This is a genomic window from Massilia sp. CCM 8734, from assembly GCF_011682155.1.
Lineage (GTDB): Bacteria > Pseudomonadota > Gammaproteobacteria > Burkholderiales > Burkholderiaceae_D > Telluria_A > Telluria_A rubra.
The window spans coordinates 61,536-80,212 of sequence record NZ_WHJI01000001.1; the positions used below are offsets into that span (position 1 = coordinate 61,536).

Below are 18,677 nucleotides of genomic sequence, written 5' to 3' on the forward strand. Positions count from 1 at the left end.
ATTGATGTGAAACCGGGAGAGTAGCGATGATGGAAACGAATACCAGCTTTGCCAACGGCGCCGCGCAGGCGAATGCACTCGGGGCGATCGCCGAGAGCTACGATGTGCTGCATAATCTTGCCACCCTGTCACAGGCGCGCCACGTCAGCGACGTCGTGGCCGGTACGCGCAACTCCGCGCTGCATGCGGTGTTCCAGGCGGCCGAGATCGCGCTGCTGAACCTGGTGCGCCTGACCCGGCGCGCCACCAGGGCCTTGCAGGAGGATGATTTACAGCGCGCTACCGAAGTGATGCGCTGGGTGCATGGCTTTCACCTGGTCATGCGCCGCCTGGGCGACGTGCCCAAGCAGATCCATCTGATGTGCCGCGATCCGGCGGCGACGCGCAAGATCGGTATCGCCGAGTCGCCCGCCATGGCCGAGTTCCTGGCGGCGTCCGAAGCGCTGGAGCTGGAAGTGAACCGCTTTTTCGACGAGCGCGGCGCCGCACCGGGCGCACGCGGCATGACGCAAACGGTGGGCCTCGGCCGCCATACCGATCTCGACTATGCTTTGCTGAACCTGGCGCGCTCCTCGGCCCACGAGATGGTGTACTGGGAAGCGAACCTGAACGAGGTCGTGGTCGAGCTCGACGATCGCGACTTCGACCAGTTCGTGGCGTCAGGCTTGCTGGGCAAGGCGGTCATGGAGTCGCAACTGCAGGCCGAAACCTGCTATACCGAGTTCGTCGCCCTGCACCAGGTGCCCGAAATCCTCAGTTGCGAGGCCAACGACCATATCGACCATGCGGTGCGCGACATCCGCGCCGGACGCTATTCGCAGGCGACCGAACGGCTGCAGGTGGCCAGCACGCTGTTGCCGGCCATGGTGCAGGCGCAGCAAGTGATGGGCGATTGCCTGTCGGCCAACGACTACCATATCTTCCGCGACAACCTGGGGCCGGCCAGCGGCATGCATTCGCTGTCGATCCGCTATCACATGCTGCGCGACCTGTTCACCTCGCTCTGGGGCGAGCTGGAAACCCACTTCAGCGGTTCCGGCTTCGCCTCGCTCGAGGCGGCCGTCGAGCATGTGGACCTGGGGCGCCACGAGAATGCCCACAATTGGCAGTTGCACAACCTGCTCAACGCGGCGTTTCGCCTGTACGACCTGATCGAGGCCTGGCGCCATGAGCACCTGCACATGCCGCGCAACTGTCTGGGCGGGGGCGGCACCAAGTCCATGATCGGGGTGCCGGACGGCCTGTTGACGGTCAAGCGCATGCGCGAGGGCGCCAATGCCCTGGCCTCGCTCAACCGCCTGCACCGCGCGCGCGGCGTGGTGGCCGGACCCGGTGCGGGCGGCGTGCTGTCCAGGCATGTCGGCCGCGCCGATTCGCTCGACCAGCGCCTGCTGCGCGCGACCGGGGCCTTTACGCGCGACCAGTTTCCTCATGTACAAGAAAAGGAAACCTGCCCGTTCAGCCGCAAGGACCCCGCGCGCCGTCCTTAGGCCAGGCCAGGCCAGGCCAGGCCAGGAGTCCAAGGCCGCAGTTTCGATGTCAAACAACGCGATCAGCAAAGACAACATGACAGCCAACTTATCGGATTACCGCGTCGGTTACCGCGCCGGCGGCAGCAATATGGAGTACCGGCACAATCTGCACATGCACAAGGCTGCGGGCGTGCACAGCGGCGCGTCCTTCCTTGCCAGCCTGGGCGACGAGCGCGAGGTCTGGTACGACGGCAAACGGGTCGATGTGCGCACCCACCCGGCCTTTGCCGGCGTGTTGCGCGAGCTGGGGCGCCTGTACGACCTGCAGCACAGCGACGCCCATCACAAGGATATGACCTGGACTTCACCCCAGACTGGTCATCCGGTCAGCCTGTCCTACCTGGCGCCGAGCACAGCTGCCCAGTTTGCGGCGAAAACCCGCAACAGCCATCTGTGGATGGAGCACAGCCACGGCCAGTTGCCGCGCATTCCAGACTTCGTCGCCAATGTCGTGGTCGGCTTGTACGATTACCGCCACGAGCTGGGCAAGGTCGATCCGCAATTCGCGCGCAACGCCGAAAACTACTATCTGTACTGCCGCGAGCACGATATCGCGCTCACCCATGCCATTGGCGATCCGCAGATCGACCGTTCGGCCTCGCTGGCCGACCATCCGGACAATGCCTTGCGCATCGTCGAACGGCGCGCCGACGGGGTGGTGGTGCGCGGCGCCAAGCAGCTGGCCACGCTGGCGCCGTACTGCCATGAAGTGATGGTCTACCTGTCGCCCGCCTTCTTCATGCGCAGCGCGCCCGAGTATGTGATCTGGTTCGCGCTGCCGATCGCCACGCCGAACCTGCGCCTGATGTGCCGCGAATCGCAAACCGAGCACCGCAACAGCTTCCGCCACGACCTGTCGTCGCGCTACGACGAGCAGGACGCCATGCTGTTCTTCGACGATGTGTTCATCCCCAACCACCGCATCTTCCTGCTCGACGATTGCCAGGCGGCGGCGGCCGGCTTTGCGCGCATCAGCGCCTGGGCCTTGTACGTGGGGCAGATCCGCTTCTACCATCGGCTGCGCACCTTCCTCGGCGTGGCCGCGCTGGCTGCCAAAGCCATCGGGGTCAAGGATTTCCGCGAGATCGGCGACCAGCTGGGCGAACTGACTTCGTACGTGGAAATGGTCCGGCTGGCCATCGTCGGCCTGCAAAACGAGCTCAGGCCGACCAGTGGCGGCCACCTGGCGCCCGGCGTCACCCTGGCGCTGGACGCCTTTGCCGCCCAGGTGTCGGCGCGCGTGGCCCAGATCGTGCGCGTGGTATGCGGTTCCGGCCTGGTGATGCAGCCGAGCGAGGCCGACCTCGCCAATCCGGTGCTGCGCCCGCTGCTCGAACGCTATATGGGCGGCAAGGATGTCGACGTCGTCTTCAAGTCGCGCCTGTTCCGCCTGGCCACCGAACTGGTGAGCGACCGCTATGGAATGCGCCAGGAATTGTACGAGATGTGGAACCGCGGCGACATCGTGCGCAACCGGATTGCCCTGTTCGAGAGCTATCCCGGGCGCGCCGGCATCGAAGCGAACATCGTCGCGCTGCTCGACGGCGCCAGCGCCGCCCTGCAAGCGGCCAACCCTGTCCCGGAGTCCCCATGACTATTCTCAACGTGCGCGATGTCAGCAAGTGCTACCGTCTCGGCCGGGTGCCGGTGCCAGCGGTGCGCAACGTCAGCTTCAGTATTGCCGACGCCAGCTTCAGCGTGCTGACCGGACCTTCCGGCTCCGGCAAGACCAGCTTGCTCAACCTGATCGGCTGCCTGGACCGGCCCGACAGCGGCAGCATCGAGATTGCCGGCACGCAGGTCGGCAAGCTGGCCGAAAAGGCGCTGACCACTTTCCGGCGCCAGCATCTTGGCTTCGTGTTCCAGAACTTCAACCTGCTGGCGGCCCTGACGGTGGCGGAGAACATCGCCTATCCGCTGCAACTGGCGAAACAGGACGCCGCCGCGCGCAAGGAGCGGGTCGCCTTCCTGCTCGACGCGGTGGGCCTGGCCGGCAAGGAGGGGCGCCGGCCGCACGAACTGTCGGGCGGCGAACGCCAGCGCGTGGCGATCGCGCGCGCCCTGGCGGCGCGCCCGCGCCTGGTGCTGGCGGACGAACCCACCGCCAGCCTGGACCGCGCTACCGGCGCCCAGATCGTCGCGCTCATGCGCAGGCTGCAGCGCGAGCAAGGCGTGTCGTTCCTGTTCGCCTCGCACGACACCTCGCTCATCGCCGGGGCCGATACGGTGATCCATCTGCGCGACGGCGTCTTGCAGACGCGCGCCAGCGGCATCGACCAACTGGTGGAAGCATGAGCGCGCTGGCTTTGGCGGCGCGCAATGTCTGGCGCAACGGGCGGCGCTCGCTGTCGACCTTCCTCACCATGACGGTCGGGGTCTGTGCGCTGCTGTTGCTGGGCGCCTATGTGCAAACGGTGGACCAGGGTTTGCAGACGAACTTCGTGCGCCACGGCGGCCACCTGGAAATCCAGCACCGCGACTTCCTGCTGTACGGCGACGGCAACCCGGCCGCCTATGGACTGGCCGATTACCAGCGCATCATCGATGCGGTGCGGCGCGACCCCCAGTTGCGCGCCCAGGTGCTCGTGATTACGCCATCGCTCAAGCTGGGCGGCATTGCCGGCAATGCCAGCGCCAACGTGTCGCGCACGGTGTTCGGGCGCGGCACCCTGGTGGACGACCAGAACCGCATGCGCGCCTGGAATGCCTACGGCTTGCCGATCAAGCCGGGCAACCTGGCCCTGCAAGGATCGCCGCCGAACGCCGCCGTGATCGGCACCGGCGTGGCGCGCGTGCTGCGCCTGTGCGGACCACTGGCGGTGCCGGACTGTCCGCCCCCGGTCGAGGCGGGCGCGGCCGGCGGCGCGGCGCAGCCGGCCGGGCTGGCCGCACTGAGCGAACTGAGCCAGCCGGCCAAGCGCGCGGCGCTTGATTCCGCAGCTCCCGTCATCCAGTTGCTGACGGCGGGCGAGACGGGCGCGCCGAATGTGGCCGACCTGAACGTGGTCAAGGCGCAGAGCCAGGGCGTCAAGGAGCTCGACGACGGCTGGATCGAACTGCACCTGGCGCGCGCCCAGCGCCTGGTGTACGGCGAGGCCGCGCCACGGGCCACCTCGCTGGTGGTGCAGCTCGACACGACCGCCAACCTGGCAGCGGCGCGCGAACGGATCGCCGCCATCCTCGCACGCGACTTCAAGGGCGAGCAGCTCACCGTGCTTGGCTTCGACACGATCAACCCCTCGTACGGGCAAATACTGGGCATGTTCGGGGCGCTGTTCGGTTTCGTCGCCTTGCTGTTCAGTTGCGTCGTGCTGTTCTCGGTCGCCAATTCGGTCAACATGGCGGTGGCCGAACGCACGGTCGAAATCGGCACCTTGCGCGCCATCGGCATGCAGCGCGGCGCGATTGCCGCCGTCTTCGTGTGGGAGGCACTGCTGTTGGGCCTGGCCTGCGCGGTGGCCGGGCTGCTGCTCGCGCTGGGGATCGCCTATGCGGTCAATCATGCGGGCATGAGCTGGCTGCCGCCGGGCACGGTCGAGCCGCAAGTGATCTCGGTCGGCTTGTGGGGCCAGTACAAGATCATCGCCAACGCGGTACTGACCTTGCTGATCGTGTCGCTGCTGGCCGCGTGGTGGCCCGCGCGCCGTGCCGGGCGCCTGCCCATCGTCGATTCGCTGCGCCATGTGTGAACGACGCACGGTGCTGGCCTGGGCGTTGCTGGCCGCGTGCGCACCGGCGCGGGCGGGCGCGCCGGACGCCAACCTCCTGCTGGCCCAGAGCGACGCGATCCGCAATCCGGTCCAGCCGTTTGCCGTCGATGTGCGCCTGACCGAGTACCGCGCGGGCAAGCAGACCGATGAAAGCAGCCTGAACATCTACGCCAAGATCGATGGCGCAAGCGGCCAGTACCGCAACCTGGTGCGCTTCGCGCGCCCGCTGCGCGACGCCAACAAGCTGATGCTGGTCAATGGCAGCGACATGTGGTTTTTCGACCCGTCGAGCCGGGCCGCGGTGCGCATCTCGCCGCAGCAACGCTTGCTTGGCAGGGCGTCCAGCGGCGATGTGGTCACGGCCAACCTGGCGCGCGACTACCGTGCGGAGCTCGTTGGCGACGAGCAGATCCAGGACGGCGATGTGCAGGCGCGCCAGTGCACCTTGCTGAACCTGGCCGCGCATACCAAACAGGCCAACTATCACCGGGTGCGGCTATGGCTCGACAGTGCCAGCCGCCATCCGGTCAAGGCCGAGTACTACAGCGGCAGCGGGCATTTGCTCAAGACCGTGTTCTACCGGCGTGCGCAGCGCGTGCTCGGCGAGCTGCGCCCGACCGAAGCGGTGATCATCGATGGAACGGATGCCAGCTGGATCACGGTGATGGATTTTTCCGGGTATGTGGGGCGCGAGATTCCCGATTCCTGGTTCCAGCGCGACTACCTGCCGCGTTTCAGGCTGGAGCGCGACACGTGATGCGCCGCGCTTGCGCCCTGGCGAGCGCCATGCTGGCGTGCTGCGCCGCATCGCACGCGGGCCAGGCCGGTGCGCCATGGGCCGCGTCGCTCGAACTCGAAGCGGGCTTGCGCGCGCCGCAGCCCGGCGCCCGGCGCCCTACGCGCCTGTCGGTCGACGTGGGCTGGGAGCACCAGGCCAGCGCCGACTGGCGCTTCAAGCTGGCCGACCGCTTCGAGCACTTTGGGGGCACGCAGCGCCGCACGATCAATACGCTCAAGGATGCCTACCTGAGCTGGAACGCGAGCGCCGAAAGCGCCATCGATCTCGGACGCGTCAACCTGCGCCAGGGTGTCGCCGCCGGCTACAACCCGAGCGACTACTTTCGCGCGCGGGCGGTGCGCTCGGTGGTCTCGGTCGACCCGGAGACGCTGCGCCGCAGCCGCAGCGGCACCTATCTGGTGCAGGGGCAGCGCGTGTGGGATGGCGGCTCGGTGAGCGCGGTGCTGGCGCCGCGCATCGGCGGCGACGACGGCGGCAACACCAACGCCCGTGCGCGCGCGATGCTCGTTGGCAGCGTGCGGCTGGCGCCCGATTTCCAGCCGCAGGCGCTGCTGTTGCTGGAAGAGGGCGAAGCGCCGCAGCTTGGCCTGAATCTGTCGACCCTGCTCGGTGACGCCCTGAGCGCGCACGCGGAGTGGTCGGGCGGGCGGCAGCGCGACTTGTTGTCGCGCGCGCTGGGCTGGCAGGATGGGCGGGGTGGGCGGGCCTGGCGCAACCGCCTGGCGGCGGGCGCTACCTATACCGCCGGCAACCGGATGTCGTTCACGGCCGAGGTCCACTGGTGCGGGGCCGCGCTCGACAAGGAGCAGTGGGCCGGCCTGGCGCGCCAGAGCGCACAGTATTGGGCGTATCGCGATTTCGTGCGGCGCGAGCAGGAGCCGCCGACCCGCAAGGGCCTGTTCGCCATGCTGGTCTGGCCCGATGCCCTGCGCCCGAGGCTGGACCTGAGCGCGGTGGCGAAACACGACTTGCAGGATCGCAGTTCGCTGCTGTGGTCGGAAGCACGCTGGCGGCTCGATGAAGTCGACGTCGCCTTGCAATGGACGCATGTGCGCGGCGGCGCCTGGGACCAGTTTGCGGCCCACGGCGAACGCAATAGCTGGCGCCTGCTGGCGCAATGGTATTTATAGCTGACAAGGGGAAGGTGATGAGCGTAAAACAGTGCCTGGAATACCGGTTGACCGAGGAGCAGCTACCTGCGCAGTGGTACAACTTTCTGTTGGACTTGCCCAAGGCCTTGCCGCCGGTCGAGGATGTGCACGTGCCGCCCTCGGCCGAGATCATGGCCAGGATCCGGCCGGCGGAACTGTTGCGCCAGAATGCGCCAAGCGAGCAGTGGGTGGATATTCCGGCGCCGGTGCGCCAGCGCCTGCTGCAAGTGGGCCGTCCCACGCCGCTGCGGCGCGCCCTGGCCCTGGAAGCGGCCCTGCAGACGCGCGCGCGCATCTACATCAAGCGTGAAGACACCCTGGTGACGGGCAGCTTCAAGGTCGGCACGGCGCTGGCCCAGGCTTACTATGCCAGGGAAGAAGGGCGCGATTGCCTGATCTCGGAGACCGGGGCCGGACAGTGGGGCATGAGCCTGGCCCTGGCAAGCCAGATGTTCGGCCTGAAGTGCAAGATCTTCATGGCGCGTTGTTCGATGGAGCAAAAGCGCTATCGCGAACACTATATGCGCCTGCTGGGAACGGAAGTGGCGCCGTCGCCGTCGCGCGCCACGGCCATCGGCCGGCGCTTGCTGGAACAGCGCGCCGACCACCCGGGCACGATGGGTACCGCGATCAGCGAAGCGATCGAAGCGGCCCTGGCCACCCCCGGTTCGGCCTATCTGTCGGGCAGCAATGTCAATCATGTGCACCTGCACCAGACACTGCTGGGACAGGAAACGCGGGCCCAGCTCGCGCTGGCGGGCGAGCAGGGACCCGATCAAATGATCGCATGCGTCAGCGGCGGCAGCAATCTGTGCGGCTTCATGCTGCCCTTCCTGCGCGACAAGAAAGCGGGGCGCACGATTTCCTTCCTCGGCGCCGAATCCACGGCCGCCCCGCGCCTGACCCAGGGCACCTACGAATACTGTTCGTCCGACCCGGCCGGCTACACGCCACGGGTGCTGGCCTATTCGATGGGGCCGGACTTCATCCCGCTGCCGGTGCATGCGGGTGGTTTGCGTCAGCACAACAGTTCGCCACTGGTCAGCCTGCTGAAAAAGGAAGGCGTTCTCGATGCCGTCGCGATCGAAGAGCATGAAGCGTTCGAAGCGGGGCGCTTGCTGCTGCGCACCGAGGGCTTCCTGGTGGCGCCGGAGTCGGCCCATGCGATGGCGGCGGCGATCCGCGCCGCCGGGCGCGCGCGCGAGGAGGACCGCGAGCCGTGCATTGTGGTGCTGGGCAGCGGCAGCGGCATGCTGGACCTGGAAGGCTATCGCCAGGTGCTGCTATGAGCGCGCTGGCGAACGCGGGCGCCAGCGTGGCCCACGACTTGCTGGTCTTGCAGGATTTTCAAGCCCGGCCGGGCGTGCACTGCGAGTCGGGCACCTTGCGCATGATGCTGGCGCACGCGGGCATCCTGCACAGCGAAGCGATGGTGTTCGGGCTCGGGCAGGGCCTCGACTTCGTGGCCTGGCCGGTGGCCGATGCGCGCCACGAGATGCCGATGCTGTCGGGGCGCGGGGACTCGGGTGAACTGCTGCGCCACTATGCGGCCAACACCGGGGTTGCTTTGCGCATCGAGCAGTCGGCCGACGGGGCGCAGGCGCTCGAGCAGGCGCGCGCCATCCTGGAAGCGGGGCGGGTGGCGGGCTTGAAGCTCGACATCTTCTATTTGCCGTATTTCTCGGCCAAGCGCCATTTCTGCGCCCATTTCGTGGCGCTGCACGCCATCGATGGCCAGCATGCGTGGGTGGTCGACACCGCCCAGCAAGGCGGCAGCCACCGGATCGCGTTGGCCGACCTGGCGCAAGCGCGCGCTTCCCGGCAAGGCCAGCAATCGTCCGACAGCCTGTCGGTGAGCGTCGTCTCGACCGAGGGGATGCGCGATCTGCGGACCGCGCTGGCCGCCGCTATTGGCCGCTGCGCCTGCAATTACCTGGAACCGGCCGACCCTGCGCGCGGCCACCTGGGTTTGCGCACCCTGGCGCGCGAGATGCCGGAGTGGTGGTCGCGCTTCGCCGATCCGGCGGCCATCATGACGGGCATTGCCAACTTCTGGGAATTTGCCGGTACCGGTGGCGCCAATTTCCGCGCGCTGTACCGCCAGTTCCTGCGCGAAAGCCAGGAGCTGCTCGGCCTGGACGGCCTGGCGCCCTTGCTGCCCGATGCGCACGCGGTGGAGCTGGGCTGGGCCGATTGCATCGAAGGCTTGCGCGCGAGCGCCGACACGGGTTCGCAAACGCACTTGCGCGAGGTGGCCGCGCGCTTTGCCGCCACGGTCGAACGCGAGCATGCGCTGATGGCGGCGCTGGCGCGGCTGTTCAAGGACGAGCGCGCATGATCATCGAGCATCCCGATGGCGTGGGCGGCCAGTGCACCGAGCAGCGCAGCGTATGCCGCATGTGCCATGGCGGCTGTGGGGTCATCGTGCAGATGCGCGATGGCATGGTCAGCGAACTTAAAGGCGATCCGGCCAGTCCCGCCAGCGAAGGCTTCTTTTGTACCAAGGGTAAGGCATCGCTCGAACTGTTGACCCATCCGGCGCGCCTGACCGAGCCGCTGCTGCGCCGGGGCGACAAGCACATCGCCATGCCCTGGGACGAGGCGCTGGACATGGCGGCGCACAGGATCGGCGAGCAGATCGCCCGCCATGGCGCCGAATCGGTGGTGCTCAGCCAGGGCACGGACCGCAACTACCAGGAGTGGGTGTTCCGCTTTGCCAATACCCTGGGAACGCCGAACGTGCTGGGACCGGCCCATGTGTGTTTCTATCCGCGCGTGATGGCCTCCATCCTCACCTGCGGCGGCTTCACCTTTTGCGACTACGAGGGCGAGCCGGAGGTGATCATCCTGTGGGGCAGCAACAAGCTGCACACGCATTCCGACGGCTTGATCGGCGTCAAGCTGGCCAAGGCATTGCAGCGCGGTGCGCGCCTGGTGGTGATCGATCCACGCGCCAACGACCAGACCCGGCGCGCCGATCTGTGGCTGCAGATCCGGCCCGGCAGCGATGGCGCCCTGGCGCTCGGCATGCTGCACGTGATGATCAAGGAGGGTTGGTACGACGCGGATTTCGTGGCCGGGCATACCGACGGCTTCGCCGAACTTGCCGAACACGTGCGCGGCTACGATCCGCAACGCGTTGCCGGACTGACCGGCCTGGACGCCGGGCAAGTGGTGGCCCTGGCCAGCGCATACGGGCAGGCCGGGCGCGCCTGCATCGAGGCTGGCACGGGCTTGTCGCAGAACGAGAACGCGTTTTCCACGCTGCGCAGCATCTGCATACTCAGCGCCCTGAGCGGCAACCTGGATGCGCCGGGCGGCGACGTGCTGTGGGATCTGCTGCCGGTTGACGGGCGCCGCAGCTTCCCGCTGGCGGAGCAGCTGGCCCCGGAACAGCAAGCCAAGCGCCTGGGCGGGGGCGCCTATCCGGTGCTGTCGATGGCGGGCTGGGCGCATCCGGACGCGGTCTGGGATGCGATGCTCGACGCCCAGCCGTACGCGGTCAAGACCCTGCTCAATTTCGGCAGCAACTTGCCGATGGTGTATGCCGACGCACAGCGCGTGCACCGCGCCCTGCGCGGGCTCGAGTTCCACATGACGTGCGACCTGTTCATGACGCCGACCGCGCAATTGGCCGACCTGGTGCTGCCGGTGGGGAGCTGGCTGGAACGCGACCAGATCGTCGAGTTCAATGCTTACCTGGCGCCGCGCCGCAAGCTGGCCCAGGTAGGCCAATGCCGCAGCGATGAAGAAATCATCCTGGGGCTGGCCCAGCGCCTCGGACTGGGACAGCACTTCTGGCCCAACCTGGAGGCGGCGCTCGATCACAAACTGGCCGGAATTGGACATACCTGGACCAGTTTCAAGCAGCACGGACCGATCGCCAACACGCCGCACTATCGTAAATATGCTACCGAAGGCTTCCGCACCCGCAGCGGGCGGGTCAACCTGTTGCATCCCGGCCTGCCCAGGATGGGCGGAGATGCCTTGCCGCAGTACCGGCCGGGGGAGGCGTTGCCGGACGGTCACTTCCGCATGTCCAGCGCGCATTCCAAAAATTTCTACAACTCGGAATACCGGCAACTGGACAGCCTGCGCAAGCGCGAGCCGCTGCCGTGCGTGCAAATCCACCCGCAAGCGGCGGCGGCGCTGGGCATCGCCGCTGGCGATTGGGTGCTGGTGCGCAGCGCTAGCGGCAGCGCCCGTTTTTGCGCGGAGCTGTGCGACGGCGTCGCGCCCGACGTGGTGTATGTCGCGCCCTCGTGGTGGTATCCGGAAGAGGGGGGCGCCGACAACTGGCAGCGCTCGAACGCGAACATGCTCACCGGCCGCGCCGCGCGCGCCAGCGAGATGGGGACGTCGAATTTTCGCAATGTCGCTGTTCAACTTGAAAAAATTGAAAAGGATGATTCCCATGCTCAATGAACGTGTTCCAGAAACCGAAGATGGCTTGCAGGGCGCCTATATCGCGACCGTGTACGACGAGATGCAGCGCCATATCCGCGACAGCGGCTGGCTGAGCGAGAAGATCGAGCTCTTGCTCGAATGCGAGGTGCGCAGCGGCAGCGCGCTCGAGATCGGGCCGGGGCCGGGTTACTTCGGCCTGGAGTGGCTCAAGGCGGTGGCGGTGGCCGACCCCGGCGCGCGCCTGACCGCGCTGGATATTTCGCCCGACATGCTGGAGATGGCGCGCAGCAACGCGGCCGCCTACGGTTTGTCGGAGCGCAGCGAGTACCTGCTCGGCGATTGCCAGCGCATGCCCTTTCCCGACAATCACTTCGATGTCTTGATTACCCACAGTTCCCTGCACGAATGGGTCGACCCGGTCGCCGTCCTGCGCGAAACGCACCGCGTGCTCAAGCCGGGCGGGCGCTTCTGCATCATCGACTTGCGGCGCGACCTGAGCAAGGAAGCCATCGCTTTCATGCGCGGCAATATCAACGTCAACATGCGCAAGGGCTTTGCCAATTCGGTGAAGGCAGCCTACACCTCGGCCGAATTGCGGCGCCTGCTGGAGGCCACGCCGCTGGCCGGCGCGAAAGTCGAGGATATCGAGTTGGGCCTGTTCCTGACCGGCGTCAAAGCCGCCCCTGTGCAGTCAATTAACTGATGCCATCCCATGCGCGATCTCTATAACGGGGCAACTAGCCCACAGCAGTTGCTCGCGGCCTTGCTGGAGCCGCAAGCGCCGGGCGAGCGCCTGGCGCGGCTGAACGCGTCCGTGGCCCACGCGGCGGGGGCCAGTCCCTTCTACCGGCGCTGGCCAACCCTGCACGCGCTCGATTCGCTCGAAGACCTGGCCTCGCTTGGCTTCACCCGCAAGGAAGACTTGCGGGCCGAATATCCCTACGGCCTGCTGGCGGTCGCCCCCGAAACCCTGACCCGCTATGCCGAAAGCACGGGCACCACGGGCGGCGTGAATGCCGGCTTCGTGACGGCGCGCGACTGGAAGACCAACAATTTTTGCGTCGCCCTGGCCTGGGCCGGGCTGCTCGGCGAGCACGACATCGTGGCCGTGGCCGTGCCTTACGAACTGTCGTACGTGGGGGCGGACATCGACCGGGTGGCCGAACTGCTCGGCGTGAGCGTGCTGGCGGTGGGCACCAACAACAAGCTGTGCCCGTGGACCCGGCTGCTGGCCTTGCTGCGCTCGCACAAGGTCACGACCCTGGTGTGCGCGCCGATCCGCGCCTTGCGCCTGGCCGCGATGGCGGCCGAGCAGGGCATCGATTTGCAGCGCGACCTGGCGGTGCGGCGCATCGTGTGCATGGGCGAAGCGCTCTCGCCCGCCCGCAAGGCCCGCATCGAGCGCTTGTGGGGGGCCAGCGTGTACAACCACTACGGCATGACCGAAGCCATGTCGGTCGCCCTGCCGTGCCCCCAGGGACAGCTGCACCTGGCCGAACAGCGCTTCGTGTTCGAGGTGATCGACCCCGACAGCGCAGCCGTCCTGGCGCCCGGCTCGACCGGTGAACTGGTGCTGACCACGCTGGCGCAGGAAGCGATGCCGCTGGTGCGCTACCGCAGCGGCGACCTGGTCAAGACCGACACCAGCCCCTGCGCCTGCGGCAACCCACATACCCGTATCGTCCATCTGGGCCGGGTGCAAGACCTGATCGGCGCGCCGGCGCGGCGTTTTCACATCAGCGAACTGGACGACATCCTGCTGGCTGAACCGGGCATCGAGCCCATCTATTCGGTGCAGGGCGACGCCAGCCACGTCGCCATCCACCTGATCCCGGCCGAGGGCGGGCACTGGCACGACACCCGCGCCCGCCTGACCGCCGCGCTGGAGCGCTACTGCGGGATACCGGTGGAACTGGTGCCGATCGACCGCCAGGAGTGGTACCAGCGCATCGACAACCGTTCCAAGCCGGGCACCGTGCCCGCGCCGGCATCACCGCTTTCAACCAAGGAGACTATGCAATGAAGATCGCCCTCGTCCAAAGCGTCTGGCAGCCCGATCCGCGCGACAACCTGCAACACGTGTTGGGCATGATCGACCAGGCTTGCCAGCAGCGCAGCCTCGATTTCGTGTGCCTGGCCGAATTTTTCCTGGGGCCGGCCTGGTACATGCCGGGCCAGGCGCATTTGCGCGGCGTCACAGACACCACCTTGACCAGCGCCGTGTTCGAGCAACTGTCGGCCATGGCCAGGAAGCACCGGGTGCACCTGGTGTGCGGTTCGGTGGTCGAGCAGATGCCGGACGGACGCTATTGCAATACCTCGGTCTTGCTGGACCGCGACGGCAACAACATCGGGCAGGCCAACAAGATCCATCCCTTCGCCAACGAAGCGGTGTCATGCGTGGCGGGCGATACCCTGGCCGTGCACGACACCGAATTCGGCCCGATCGGCATCGCCGTGTGTTCCGATTTCTGGATCCCGGAAACCATCCGCATCCTCGCGCTGAAAGGCGCCACCACCATCTTCCTGCCGGGCGGCTCGCTGCGCCAGAACCTGCCGGCCATGATCAACGCCTTCCGCGCCACCGCCTACCTGAGCGCCGTCAACATGGTGTATTGCGGACCGGTTGGCAAGATCACTGGCGTGCGTGGCAACACCTCGATCACGGTGGAGTTCGCAGGCACCAGCCTGATCGCCACGCCGCAAGGCTTGCTGGCGCAAGCGCCGCCGGATGCCGCCGCCGTGCTCGAAGCGACCCTGTCGGGCGAAGCGATCCTGGCGCTGCGCCAAGCGAACGCGGTGGACGATACCTGGATGGGACTGGGCTTGCGCCAGCCGCAAGCCTATGGCGCCCTGGAACAGGACTACGTTGGCCTGAACCGCGACCTGGGGGCGGAAATCAGCCTGCGCATGCGCCAGATCACCCCCGGCGCCAGCGCGCCCTGAACCGTCAAGGAGAACGAGCATGAAGATTTCCATCATCGCCGGCATCATCGCGTCCAGCCCCGACAGCGCGTGGGCGCACATGCGGCAAGCCGTGGCCGACAGCCCCGCCGCCGATTTCCTGGTATTGCCGGCCCGCTTCCTGGGCGAGGCCGGCGCGCCCGGCGCTGCGCTGCGCGCCGACGTGCAACAGGGCCTGGCGCAACTGGCGCGCGAAAAGCACTGCTACATCGTGGGCGGATCGCTGCTCTCCGAGGATGGCGGGCACGAAGTCACCTGGCTGTTCGACCGCAACGGCGCGCTGGTCCATACCCACTGCACGCCGCTGGACCAGGGGCAGGAGCGCGACGATGCGCTATTCCCCGTCATCGAGACCGACGCCGGCCGCATCGGCATGTTGAACGGCGACGATATCTGGGTGCTCGAATCGACCCGCATCCTGAGCCTGCAGGGGGCCGAGGTGGTGTTCGTGCCGGCCCGCCTGTCGAGCCGGAACGCCGACGCCAAGATCGCCTCGCTGTGGGGCCTGGCGACACTGAACTGCGTCGCGATCGCGTTTGCCAGCGGGCCGCATGCGGGCGGACTGGCCCATGCCTCGGTGATCCTGCCAAGCGGCGTGCTGGCGGCATCAAGCCAGGCGGACGGCGCGCCCCTGCTGGCCGAGATCGCACCCGGGCAGATGGGCAAGCTGCGCGACGCCGACCTGACCTTCGCCAACACGCTGTGGTTCGGCCTGTGGTCGCGCCGCAAGCAGCTGTACGGCCCGCTCCTGGAAACCAGGACGCCGGCGGCGGAGCGTGCGCATGCGTAAGCAGGGGCGTGCGCAATCCGAGGTGCTGGCCGAGCTCGACAATCTGCGCACGCGCGACGTGCCGTGGAACCGGGTGCTCAATTCCATCTGCACCGTGCCGCACGAAGCCGCATTGCGGGCGGGGCAGGCGGCCCTGGACAGCAATCTGGGCGATCTGCGCATCTTCCGCGGCTGCCGCGAGGTAGAGCAGAAAGCGCTGGCGCTGATGGGCGAATTGCTCGGCAAGGCCGACTGCGCGGGCAGCCTGGTGTCGGGCGGAACGGAAGCGAATCTGCTGGCGATGTATGTTGCGCGCAAGCGCAGGCCGGACATCGCGCAGCCCGAGATCGTGGCGGGCGAAACGGTGCACTACTCGTTCGGCAAAGTGTGCGACATGCTCGGCATCACGCTGCGCGTGGTGGCGCTGGACGAGCGCTTCCGGATGCGCCCGGACGCCGCGCTCGAGGCGATCAATGGCAACACGATCGCCCTGGTCGGCACGGCCGGCAGCAGCGAGTTCGGGGCGGTCGACCCGATCGAGGAACTGGCGGCCATCGCGCACAGTCGCGAACTGTACTTCCACGTCGACGCCGCCACCGGCGGCTTCATCATCCCGTTTGCGCGCGCACTCGGGCGCGACTTGCCGCAGTTCGACTTCAGCCTGGCGGGGGTCAGTTCGATCGCGATGGATCCGCATAAATACGGGATGTCGATCATTCCGGCCGGCGCGGTCTTCTTTCGCGACCAGGCCCTGCGCGACAGCATCAAGCTGGAATCGTTCTTCAACGCCACCCCGACCCACCACAGCCTGATCGGCACCCGCAGCGGGGCGGCGGCGGCGGCCACCTACGCGGTGCTGGAAACGCTGGGCTTCGATGGCTATCTCGACGTCACCAGAAAAAACTATCGCGTGATGGATTACCTGATCGGGCAGCTCGTGCAACACGGTTACCGGCTGGTCGCGCGCCCTCAGCTCAATATTGTCAACGTCGACTTGCCGGACGCGGTCGAGGTCATGCGCGCGCTGGAGGAATGCGGCTGGATCATCTCGGTGTCGAAGCGCTTTCGGCATTGTCTGCGGCTGGTTGTCACGCACCACGTCGACGAAGTCATGGTCGACGAATTTGTCGAGCGACTGCGATCCATCGCCACGCCACCGGCACTCTAGGACCAGGGAGACGCAAACCTCCCGGACACCATTTGAAGCGAACTGAAGGAGCATCATGGAAAAGATTCTTGGCTTGCTGTTTCCGCTGACGTACATCGTTTTTCTGATCCTGGAACGCATTTTTCCCGCGCGCGCACTGGTTCCCGTGCCGCACTGGCGCTTGAAGGGCTTCGCCTTCTTCCTCGTGGGCGGGGCCATCGTCAATACCTTGCCGCTGCTGTGGCGCGACTGGGTGAGCGCGCACCGCTTGATCGACCTGGACAGCTGGGGCACGGCGGGCGGCGCCGTGGCCGCCATCGTGTTCAGCAACCTGCTCGACTGGTGCCGCCACCGCTTGCAGCATGCGCTGCCCGTGCTGTGGCGCTTCCACCAGATGCACCACAGTTCCGAGCGCCTGGAGGTGGCAACCGCGTTCTACTTTCATCCGATCGACACGATCGGCTATACGGTGGTGTCGACTTTCCTCGCCGCCTTCGTGGTCGGGGTCAACATGGAGGCGGCGATTTTGAGCGGCTACTTCCTGTTTGCCTCGACCATCTTCACCCATGCGAACATCCGTTCGCCGCACTGGCTCGGCTACATCATCTCGCGCCCCGAAGCGCATGCCGTGCACCACCAGGCCGGCGTGCACCGTTACAACTACGGCAGTTTGCCGCTGTGGGACATGCTGTTCGGTACCTTCCGCAATCCGCGCGAGTGGAATGCGCAGTCCGGGTTCTGGCACGGCGCGTCCAGCCGGCTCGGTGACCTCCTGCTGGGCAAGAATGTCGTGACCCGGTCCGCGCCACAGGCCGGACACGCCAGCGGCGCGCCGCACCAGCCCGAGCACGCGGCCGGCCCGCTTCAGCAGGCCGAGTGACGCGGGCGCCAGCGCACTTTGATGCAGTCCAATGCAGTCCGATTCTTCACTTACGAAAGATGCTATGGCACACGACTATCTCTTTACTTCCGAATCCGTGTCGGAAGGGCACCCCGACAAAGTGGCCGACCAGATTTCCGACGCCATCCTCGATGCCATCCTGGCGCAGGACCCCAAGGCACGGGTCGCGGCGGAAACGCTGTGCAACACCGGCCTGGTGGTGCTGGCCGGCGAAATCACCACGCACGCCAACGTGGACTATATCCAGGTGGCGCGCCAGACGCTCAAGCAGATCGGCTATGACAATACCGACTTCGGCATCGATTATCGGGGCTGCGCGGTCATGGTTTGCTACGACAAGCAGTCGCCCGACATCGCCCAGGGCGTGGACGAGGGCGCCGGGCTCGATCTCGACCAGGGCGCCGGCGACCAGGGGTTGATGTTCGGCTATGCCTGCGACGAAACGCCGGAGCTGATGCCGGCGGCGATCCACTATGCGCACCGGCTGGTGGAATGCCAGTCGCGGCTGCGCAGGGATGGCACCTTGCCCTGGCTGCGTCCCGACGCCAAGTCCCAGGTCACCTTGCGCTACGAGAACGGGCAGCCGGTCGGTGTCGATACGGTGGTCCTGTCGACCCAGCACGCGCCGGACGTGTCGCACCGGCATATCCAGGAAGCGGTCATCGAAGAGATTATCAAGCGCGTGCTGCCGCGCGCCTGGCTGGCCGGGACGCGCTACCTGGTCAACCCGACCGGGCGCTTCGTGATCGGCGGGCCGCAGGGCGACTGCGGCTTAACGGGTCGCAAGATTATCGTGGACACCTATGGGGGCGCGAGCCCGCACGGCGGCGGGGCGTTCTCGGGCAAGGACCCGTCCAAGGTGGATCGTTCGGCAGCCTACGCGGCGCGCTATGTCGCCAAGAATATCGTCGCGGCCGGCATTGCGCGCCAGTGCCAGATCCAGATCAGTTACGCCATCGGCGTCGCCAAACCGATCAATATCACCGTGTACACCGAAGGCACGGGTCTGATTTCGGACCACAAGATCGTCGAACTGGTACGCGAAAATTTCGACCTGCGGCCCAAGGGCATCGTCAAGATGCTCGATCTGTTGCGCCCGATCTACACCAAGACCGCCGCCTACGGTCACTTCGGGCGCACCGAGCCGGACTTTACCTGGGAGCGCACGGACAAGGCGGCGACACTGCACGATCAGGCGGGCCTGGACCGTCGTTGATCAGATGCGATGGGCAATGGCCGGCTGCCAGGGAGCGGGAGCTTTCCGGCATGGACTTGGCCGGCGTACCGGCAGCCATGC

General features: G+C 66.9%; 16 protein-coding genes. All 16 read left to right on the top strand.

Annotation, left to right across the window (positions count from 1 at the left end):
* The first annotated feature begins 26 nt into the window (after positions 1 to 26).
* Positions 27 to 1,490: a hypothetical protein gene (locus F2P46_RS00270; protein WP_166884173.1), complete on the top strand. Its 1,464-nt coding sequence runs from the start codon at positions 27 to 29 to the stop codon at positions 1,488 to 1,490.
* Between the two features lie 76 nt (positions 1,491 to 1,566).
* Positions 1,567 to 3,126 carry a 4-hydroxyphenylacetate 3-hydroxylase N-terminal domain-containing protein gene (locus F2P46_RS00275; RefSeq protein WP_208296466.1) on the top strand — a complete coding sequence of 520 codons (1,560 nt, stop codon included), beginning with the start codon at positions 1,567 to 1,569 and terminating at the stop codon, positions 3,124 to 3,126.
* Positions 3,123 to 3,827: an ABC transporter ATP-binding protein gene (locus F2P46_RS00280; protein ID WP_166884175.1), complete on the top strand. Its 705-nt coding sequence runs from the start codon at positions 3,123 to 3,125 to the stop codon at positions 3,825 to 3,827. The genes F2P46_RS00275 and F2P46_RS00280 overlap by 4 nt, the downstream gene beginning before the upstream one ends.
* On the top strand, positions 3,824 to 5,221 hold the full coding sequence (locus tag F2P46_RS00285; protein ID WP_166884177.1) for an FtsX-like permease family protein: 1,398 nt from the start codon (positions 3,824 to 3,826) through the stop codon (positions 5,219 to 5,221). Before F2P46_RS00280 ends, F2P46_RS00285 begins: the two co-directional genes overlap by 4 nt.
* Positions 5,214 to 5,999, top strand: coding sequence for an outer membrane lipoprotein-sorting protein (locus tag F2P46_RS00290; protein WP_166884179.1), 786 nt, complete (start codon positions 5,214 to 5,216; stop codon positions 5,997 to 5,999). Before F2P46_RS00285 ends, F2P46_RS00290 begins: the two co-directional genes overlap by 8 nt.
* On the top strand, positions 5,996 to 7,171 hold the full coding sequence (locus F2P46_RS00295) for a hypothetical protein (RefSeq protein WP_166884181.1): 1,176 nt from the start codon (positions 5,996 to 5,998) through the stop codon (positions 7,169 to 7,171). Before F2P46_RS00290 ends, F2P46_RS00295 begins: the two co-directional genes overlap by 4 nt.
* Before the next feature lie 17 nt (positions 7,172 to 7,188).
* On the top strand, positions 7,189 to 8,481 hold the full coding sequence (locus F2P46_RS00300; protein WP_208296467.1) for a TrpB-like pyridoxal phosphate-dependent enzyme: 1,293 nt from the start codon (positions 7,189 to 7,191) through the stop codon (positions 8,479 to 8,481).
* Positions 8,478 to 9,530, top strand: a complete 1,053-nt coding sequence (locus tag F2P46_RS00305; protein WP_166884185.1) for a BtrH N-terminal domain-containing protein — start codon at positions 8,478 to 8,480, stop codon at positions 9,528 to 9,530. Before F2P46_RS00300 ends, F2P46_RS00305 begins: the two co-directional genes overlap by 4 nt.
* Positions 9,527 to 11,617 carry a molybdopterin-dependent oxidoreductase gene (locus F2P46_RS00310; protein ID WP_166884187.1) on the top strand — a complete coding sequence of 697 codons (2,091 nt, stop codon included), beginning with the start codon at positions 9,527 to 9,529 and terminating at the stop codon, positions 11,615 to 11,617. The genes F2P46_RS00305 and F2P46_RS00310 overlap by 4 nt, the downstream gene beginning before the upstream one ends.
* The gene (locus F2P46_RS00315) at positions 11,607 to 12,302 is read left to right on the top strand and encodes a class I SAM-dependent methyltransferase (RefSeq protein ID WP_208296468.1); all 696 of its coding nucleotides are present in this window, start codon (positions 11,607 to 11,609) and stop codon (positions 12,300 to 12,302) included. Before F2P46_RS00310 ends, F2P46_RS00315 begins: the two co-directional genes overlap by 11 nt.
* A gap of 9 nt (positions 12,303 to 12,311) precedes the next feature.
* On the top strand, positions 12,312 to 13,622 hold the full coding sequence (locus tag F2P46_RS00320; protein ID WP_166884189.1) for an AMP-binding protein: 1,311 nt from the start codon (positions 12,312 to 12,314) through the stop codon (positions 13,620 to 13,622).
* A complete protein-coding gene (locus F2P46_RS00325) occupies positions 13,619 to 14,545 on the top strand; it encodes a carbon-nitrogen hydrolase family protein (RefSeq protein ID WP_166884190.1) in 927 nt (308 codons plus the stop codon). Before F2P46_RS00320 ends, F2P46_RS00325 begins: the two co-directional genes overlap by 4 nt.
* A gap of 19 nt (positions 14,546 to 14,564) precedes the next feature.
* Positions 14,565 to 15,353, top strand: coding sequence for a carbon-nitrogen hydrolase family protein (locus F2P46_RS00330; protein WP_166884192.1), 789 nt, complete (start codon positions 14,565 to 14,567; stop codon positions 15,351 to 15,353).
* Positions 15,346 to 16,500, top strand: a complete 1,155-nt coding sequence (gene mfnA / locus F2P46_RS00335; protein WP_166884194.1) for a tyrosine decarboxylase MfnA — start codon at positions 15,346 to 15,348, stop codon at positions 16,498 to 16,500. Before F2P46_RS00330 ends, mfnA begins: the two co-directional genes overlap by 8 nt.
* Positions 16,501 to 16,555: 55 nt before the next feature.
* Complete coding sequence (locus tag F2P46_RS00340) at positions 16,556 to 17,359, top strand: sterol desaturase family protein (RefSeq protein ID WP_166884196.1); 804 nt, start codon at positions 16,556 to 16,558, stop codon at positions 17,357 to 17,359.
* A 64-nt stretch (positions 17,360 to 17,423) separates the two neighbouring features.
* Complete coding sequence (metK, locus tag F2P46_RS00345) at positions 17,424 to 18,596, top strand: methionine adenosyltransferase (RefSeq protein WP_166884198.1); 1,173 nt, start codon at positions 17,424 to 17,426, stop codon at positions 18,594 to 18,596.
* The last annotated feature ends 81 nt before the right edge of the window (positions 18,597 to 18,677 follow it).

What these genes read in the sequence shown, in the direction of transcription:
- F2P46_RS00270 (WP_166884173.1), top strand. Translation starts at nt 27, where the DNA reads ATGATGGAAACGAATACCAGCTTTGCCAACGGCGCCGCGCAGGCGAAT.
- F2P46_RS00275 (WP_208296466.1), top strand. Translation starts at nt 1,567, where the DNA reads ATGACAGCCAACTTATCGGATTACCGCGTCGGTTACCGCGCCGGCGGC.
- F2P46_RS00280 (WP_166884175.1), top strand. Translation starts at nt 3,123, where the DNA reads ATGACTATTCTCAACGTGCGCGATGTCAGCAAGTGCTACCGTCTCGGC.
- F2P46_RS00285 (WP_166884177.1), top strand. Translation starts at nt 3,824, where the DNA reads ATGAGCGCGCTGGCTTTGGCGGCGCGCAATGTCTGGCGCAACGGGCGG.
- F2P46_RS00290 (WP_166884179.1), top strand. Translation starts at nt 5,214, where the DNA reads ATGTGTGAACGACGCACGGTGCTGGCCTGGGCGTTGCTGGCCGCGTGC.
- F2P46_RS00300 (WP_208296467.1), top strand. Translation starts at nt 7,189, where the DNA reads ATGAGCGTAAAACAGTGCCTGGAATACCGGTTGACCGAGGAGCAGCTA.
- F2P46_RS00305 (WP_166884185.1), top strand. Translation starts at nt 8,478, where the DNA reads ATGAGCGCGCTGGCGAACGCGGGCGCCAGCGTGGCCCACGACTTGCTG.
- F2P46_RS00310 (WP_166884187.1), top strand. Translation starts at nt 9,527, where the DNA reads ATGATCATCGAGCATCCCGATGGCGTGGGCGGCCAGTGCACCGAGCAG.
- F2P46_RS00315 (WP_208296468.1), top strand. Translation starts at nt 11,607, where the DNA reads ATGCTCAATGAACGTGTTCCAGAAACCGAAGATGGCTTGCAGGGCGCC.
- F2P46_RS00320 (WP_166884189.1), top strand. Translation starts at nt 12,312, where the DNA reads ATGCGCGATCTCTATAACGGGGCAACTAGCCCACAGCAGTTGCTCGCG.
- F2P46_RS00325 (WP_166884190.1), top strand. Translation starts at nt 13,619, where the DNA reads ATGAAGATCGCCCTCGTCCAAAGCGTCTGGCAGCCCGATCCGCGCGAC.
- F2P46_RS00330 (WP_166884192.1), top strand. Translation starts at nt 14,565, where the DNA reads ATGAAGATTTCCATCATCGCCGGCATCATCGCGTCCAGCCCCGACAGC.
- mfnA (WP_166884194.1), top strand. Translation starts at nt 15,346, where the DNA reads ATGCGTAAGCAGGGGCGTGCGCAATCCGAGGTGCTGGCCGAGCTCGAC.
- F2P46_RS00340 (WP_166884196.1), top strand. Translation starts at nt 16,556, where the DNA reads ATGGAAAAGATTCTTGGCTTGCTGTTTCCGCTGACGTACATCGTTTTT.
- metK (WP_166884198.1), top strand. Translation starts at nt 17,424, where the DNA reads ATGGCACACGACTATCTCTTTACTTCCGAATCCGTGTCGGAAGGGCAC.